Source organism: Phenylobacterium sp. (assembly GCF_031181185.1).
Lineage (GTDB): Bacteria > Pseudomonadota > Alphaproteobacteria > Caulobacterales > Caulobacteraceae > Phenylobacterium.
This window is the reverse complement of record NZ_JAPSKZ010000248.1, coordinates 1-4,233: the sequence shown is the minus strand read 5'-3', so window position 1 is coordinate 4,233 and position 4,233 is coordinate 1. Positions and strand designations below refer to the sequence as shown.

Below are 4,233 nucleotides of genomic sequence, written 5' to 3'. Positions count from 1 at the left end.
GCGGCCGAGATCGGCCTTTGGGACGTGGATCCCCTGAGCGACACCCTCTATTGGCCGCCACGGGTGAAGGCCATGTTCGGGATCAGCGCCGACGCGCCCGTCTCCATGGCCGAAGACTTCTTCCCGTGTCTCCATCCAGAGGATCGCGACCGGGTGGCGGAGGCTTACGCCGCGGCGACCGATCCTGCCCGACGGGCGCTCTACGACGTCGAGTACCGCACCATCGGCAAGGAAGACGGACAGGTCCGGTGGGTGGCGGCGAAGGGGCGGGGGCTCTTCGACGAGCGCGGCGAGTGCTATCGCGTCATCGGCACGGCGGCCGACATCACCGCACGCAAGCAGGCCGAACGCGACGCGGCCCGACAGGCGCAGACCCTCCAGGTGCTGAACGCCACGGGCGCGGCGCTGGCGGCCGAACTTGACCTGGAGAAGGTCGTCCAGATCGTCACCGACGCCGGTGTCGGCATCACGGGGGCGCAGTTCGGGGCGTTCTTCTACAACCTCGTGAACGAGGCCGGAGAGAGCTACACGCTCTACACGCTGTCGGGCGTGGACAGGTCAGCGTTCGAGCGCTTCCCGATGCCGCGCAACACCGAGGTCTTCGCCCCGACCTTCGAAGGCAGCGGCGTGGTGCGATCGGACGACATCACCAAGGACCCACGCTACGGACGCTCCGCCCCGTATCACGGCATGCCGCCCGGGCATCTGCCGGTGCGCAGCTACCTCGCCGTTCCGGTCATCTCGCGGTCGGGGGAGGTGCTGGGCGGGCTGTTCTTCGGACATGCCGAGCCCGCGCGGTTCACGGCCATGGCCGAGGAACTGATCCGCGGCGTAGCCGGTCAGGCGTCGGTTGCGATCGATAACGCCCGGCTTTTCCAGGCGTCGCAACAGGAGCTCGCGCGCCGCCGGAAGGTCGAGGAGCAGCAGAGGCTGCTGATCAACGAATTGAACCACCGGGTGAAGAACACCCTGGCGACAGTCCAGTCGGTTGTGGCGCAGACGTCGCGAGGCGTCGTCTCGGCCGAGCTTCGCGAGATCATCGAGGGCCGCCTCCTGGCCCTTGCCGGCGCGCACGATCTGCTGACGCGGGAGAACTGGGAGGGCGCCGAGCTGCGCGACGTGCTGGTGCGGGCCACGTCGCCGTTCGCCTCGGCCGTCTCGGGACGTTTCCGCATGGACGGTCCCCGCGTGACCCTGGCGCCGCAGCAGGCCCTCGCGCTCGCCATGGCCGCCCATGAGCTCGCCACCAATGCGGTGAAGTACGGGGCGCTCAGCGCGTCCGAAGGCTGGGTCGAGATCGCCTGGAGCACGCGAGCGGGGCGTCTCTCGCTGGAGTGGCGCGAACGCGGAGGCCCGCCGGTCCAGCCCCCGACCAGCGCCGGCTTCGGGACCCGCCTGCTCCAGCGGGGCTTGGCCCAGGATCTCCATGGCGACGTCAGCCTGGAATTCCGGCCTGAGGGTGTGCTGTGCCGCGTCGATGCGCCTCTCAGGGCGAGCTCCCAGCCGCTGGCGCTCGCCTAGGGGCCTAAGACTTGCTGCCGGCGCGGCACGAAACCGTTGCAGTGGGCGAAACCTCCACCGGAAGTCTGGTCTCGGCGAGCCTGCTCACGCTCGCCGATGCCTCAGCGTAGCTGGCGATCCAACGCCTGCCCCAATCCCGTCAGCAAGCATTGAAGGCCCCACTCGAAGTTCGCCTGCAGCTCGTCGTCGGGGTCGACCGCGCCGCCTGCGTCGACGACCCGGAGGAGCCGGCGCAGATCCGCGGCAAGAGTGAGGTCTGAGGCGTCGCTCGTAGCCAGAGAGCTCTCCAGAGACTGCAGGCGGGACCAGCTCCGAGTGCGGAGGACGCTGCGCAGCGTGCCTTCCACGTGGTTCCGCAGCATCATGATGGCTCGCGCCTGCTGGCGGATGTCCAAGCCGCATCCTTCCAGGGCGGCATAGACGCGGGCCAGCGCGGCCGTGGTCACCGGGCCGGGCGGCGTTTCATCGGCGGGCATGTCGAGCAGCCAGGGGTGACGCTGGCTTATCGACCACCATGAGCGCCCGACATGCGCGAGCACTTGCCGCCATCCGGCGGGTTCGAGCGGTGGAGCCGGCTGCTCCTTGACGACGTGGTCCAACATGGCGGCGCGAAGGGCGGCCGCATCCTCGACATAGGTGTAGAGAGCCATCGGAGAGAGGCCAAGCTTCGACGACACGCTCCGCATCGACACGGCCGCCAGGCCGCCCTGGTCCGCGAGCTCAACGGCCGCAGCTCCGATCTGGTCGATCGTCCACCCAGGTCTAGGGCCGCGGCTGCGACTGATCCGCGTGGCCCAGAGGCGGGGAACGGCCGCCCTGTCCCTAAACGGCACCGCGCTCCCATCCGCCCCCGAGGGCCTTGAACAGCGTGATCTGGTTCGAGGTCACGGCCGCTTCCGACTGCGCCAGCTGCGCCTCGAGGGCGGCGAGCGTGCGCTCTGCGTCGAGCACGGTCAGGAAGCTGTCGAGGCCGGCCTCCTGGCGCAGGCGGGCCAGCCGCACGGCCTCGGCGCTCTCGTCGCGCGCCCGACGGAGGGCGGCGCGGCGATCGAGTTCCCGGCCGTAGGCGCTGAGCGCCGTCTCGGTCTCCTGCAGAGCCGTCAGGGTCGTCTGCTCGAACGTGGCCAGCGCTCCCTGGGTGGCGGCGTCCGCCTGGGCGATGCGGGCCCGGGCGGCGGCGATGTTGGGGAAGCTCCAACTGATGAGCGGACCCACGCTGAACGACACCTGGTCGCCGAAATCGCGCCCGCCGCCGCCGGCGCTGGCGAGCGAGCCGCCAAGGATCACTTGCGGATAGAGCGAGGCCGTGGCGACGCCGATCCGCGCGGTGGCGGCCGCGAGCCGGCGCTCCGCCTGGCGTACGTCGGGCCGCCGCGCCAGCAGGGAGGCGCCGTCGCCCACCGGGATCGTCGCGGCGATCTGCGGGACCGCCGTGCAGGCCGCCGCCTCCGGCGAGACCTCGGCGGGCGGGCGGCCCACCAGCACCGACAGGCGGAACAGGGCTGCGTCGCGCTGCGCCTGCAGGGGCGGGATAGCCGCGCGCGACGTCTCGGCCTGGGCCTGGGCGCGGGAAACGTCGAGGCCGGTGCCGCGGCCCGCGTCGAGCTGGCGTCGCGTCAGGCCGGCGGTCTCCTCCGACAGCGCCAGCGTGCGCTGAGCGACGGCGAGCTGGGCGCCCGCCGCGCAGGCGTCGGCGTAGGCCCGCGTCGTCTCGGCGGCGACCGAGACCCGCACCACGTCCAGCGCCGCCTGGGCGGCGTCGCGGTCGGCGCGGGCGGCCTCGATCGAACGGCTCACGCGGCCGAAGAAGTCGAGCTCGTAGGAGACGTCGAGGCCGGCCGAGAAGGTGTCGCCTTCGACCATCTGGCCTGTCACGGGGTTTGGCTGCCGGCTGCGCGCCGCCGAGCCGGACACGGTGGTCGAAGGCAGACGGCCGGCGCGCGCTTCCGACAGCGAGGCCCGCACCTGGGCGAGGTTCGCCGCGGCGACGGCCACGTCGCGGTTGTTGGCCAGCGCCTCGGTCACCAGGCGGTCGAGCGCCGGGTCCTGATAGAGCCGCCACCAGTCAGCGGGCGGCTGATCGGCGTTCACGGGGGCCACCGGCGCGCTGACGAAGCCGCCGGTCGTCCCCGCCATGGCGCTGGGCGCCCTGTAGTCGGGTCCGGTGGCGCAGGCGGTGAGGAGGGCGGCCGCGGCGGCGGCCGTCACGAGGTTGCGGGCGCTCACGGGCGGCTCCCTTCGGTTTCGGCTTGAGCCGTGGCGGGCGTGCGATCGGCCTTGGGCAGCCGCTCGGCCAGCTTGCGGCAAACCACGTAGAACACGGGCGTGAACAGCAGCCCGAAGACGGTCACGCCCAGCATCCCAAAGAACACCGCCGTGCCCAGCGCTTGGCGCATCTCCTGCCCGGGGCCCGTCGCCAGCATCAGCGGCACGACGCCGAGGATGAAGGCGAAGGAGGTCATCAGGATCGGCCGCAGACGCGTGCGGGCCGCGGTCACCGCCGCCTGCAAGCGGTTCTGGCCGTCCTTCTCCTCGGCCTGTTTGGCGAATTCGACGATGAGGATGGCGTTCTTCGCCGCCAGCGCCACCAGCACCACCAAGCCGACCTGGGTGAGGATGTTGTTGTCCTGTCCGCGCAGGCTCACGCCCACGAGCGCCGCCAGGATGCACATGGGGACGATGAGGATCACCGCCAGCGGCAGGGTGAACGCC

General features: G+C 71.5%; 4 protein-coding genes. 1 reads left to right on the top strand and 3 read right to left on the bottom strand.

What is annotated here, in order from left to right; translation table 11 throughout:
• A partial coding sequence (locus RIF93_RS19140) for an HWE histidine kinase domain-containing protein (protein WP_309093043.1) occupies positions 1 to 1,521 on the top strand: 1,521 nt, incomplete at its 5' end.
• A 101-nt stretch (positions 1,522 to 1,622) separates the two neighbouring features.
• Here the strand turns inward: RIF93_RS19140 and RIF93_RS19135 are convergent.
• The 3 genes from RIF93_RS19135 to RIF93_RS19125 all read right to left on the bottom strand — a co-directional run.
• On the bottom strand, positions 1,623 to 2,171 hold the full coding sequence (locus RIF93_RS19135) for a TetR/AcrR family transcriptional regulator C-terminal domain-containing protein (protein ID WP_309093042.1): 549 nt from the start codon (positions 2,169 to 2,171) through the stop codon (positions 1,623 to 1,625).
• Between the two features lie 172 nt (positions 2,172 to 2,343).
• A complete protein-coding gene (locus RIF93_RS19130; RefSeq protein ID WP_309093041.1) occupies positions 2,344 to 3,747 on the bottom strand; it encodes an efflux transporter outer membrane subunit in 1,404 nt (467 codons plus the stop codon).
• A partial coding sequence (locus RIF93_RS19125; RefSeq protein WP_309093040.1) for an efflux RND transporter permease subunit occupies positions 3,744 to 4,233 on the bottom strand: 490 nt, incomplete at its 5' end. The genes RIF93_RS19130 and RIF93_RS19125, both read right to left, overlap by 4 nt.

What these genes read in the sequence shown, in the direction of transcription:
- RIF93_RS19135 (WP_309093042.1), bottom strand. Translation starts at nt 2,171, where the DNA reads ATGGCTCTCTACACCTATGTCGAGGATGCGGCCGCCCTTCGCGCCGCC.